This window comes from Kitasatospora nipponensis (genome assembly GCF_039528135.1).
In the GTDB taxonomy this organism is placed as follows: Bacteria; Actinomycetota; Actinomycetes; order Streptomycetales; family Streptomycetaceae; genus Kitasatospora; species Kitasatospora nipponensis.
This window is the reverse complement of record NZ_BAAALF010000479.1, coordinates 1-1211: the sequence shown is the minus strand read 5'-3', so window position 1 is coordinate 1211 and position 1211 is coordinate 1. Positions and strand designations below refer to the sequence as shown.

Below are 1211 nucleotides of genomic sequence, written 5' to 3'. Positions count from 1 at the left end.
CCGGTGCGGTACAGGCGCTCACCCGCACCACCGAACGGGGAAGCGACGAACCGCTCCGCCGTCAACCCCGCCCGGCCCACATAGCCACGTGCCAACTGCACACCCGCCAGATACAACTCACCCGCCACACCCACCGGCACCGCCCGCAACCACTCGTCCAACACGTACACCCGCGTGTTGAACACCGGCGCACCGATCGGCACCGCACCCGCACGCCCCGGATCGCACCGCCAGGCGGTCACGTCCACCGACGCCTCGGTCGGACCGTACAGGTTGTGCAACTCCACACCGTCGAGGACCTCGAAGAACCGCCGCTGCGTGCCCGCCGACAGCGCCTCACCCGAGGAGAACACCCGCCGCAGACTGCCCGCACAACCCGCCGCACCCGGCTCCGCCAGGAACGCCTCCAGCATCGACGGCACGAAATGCGCCGTCGACACCCCCTGCTCCACGATCAACTCCGCCAGATACCGCGGATCCCCGTGCCCCCCAGGACGCGCCAACACCACCGTCGCGCCCTCCAGCAACGGCCAGAAGAACTCCCACACCGACACGTCGAACCCGAACGGCGTCTTCTGCAACACCCGATCCCGCGCCGTCAACCCGTACCGCGCCTGCATCCACGCCAACCGGTTCACGATCCCCGCGTGCGGCACCACCACACCCTTCGGACGACCCGTCGAACCCGACGTGAAGATCACATACGCCGAATCCAGCGGCGCCACCGCCACCACCGGCGCCACCACCGACAACCCCGCCACATCCCCATCCACCAACACCCGCGACACACCCACCGGCAACACCGACGCCAACCCCGACACCGTCACCACATGCACGGCACCCGCATCCGCCAACATCCCCGCCACCCGCTCCACCGGACCCGCCGGATCCAACGGCAGATACGCCCCACCCGCCTTCACCACACCCAACAACGCCACCACCAGATCAACACCACGCTCCAAACACACCCCCACCACCGAACCCACCCCGACACCCCGGCCGATCAGGCAGTTCGCCACCTGGTTCGCCCGCGCATCCAACTCCGCGTACGACACCGACTCACCCTCGAACACCACCGCCACCGCACCCGGCGACACCGCCACCCGCGCCGCGAACAACTCCGACAACGTCGACCCAGCCACCTCAACCGCCGTGTCGTTCCACTCCACCAACACCCGACGACGCTCAACCTCGTCAAGCACCTCCACCGC

Annotated in this window: 1 protein-coding gene; it reads right to left on the bottom strand. The window is 68.8% G+C overall.

Annotated features, from left to right (window positions below):
• Nucleotides 1–1211, bottom strand: a 1211-nt coding sequence (locus ABD323_RS41310; RefSeq protein WP_344447234.1) for an amino acid adenylation domain-containing protein, incomplete at both ends; no start/stop codon positions are given.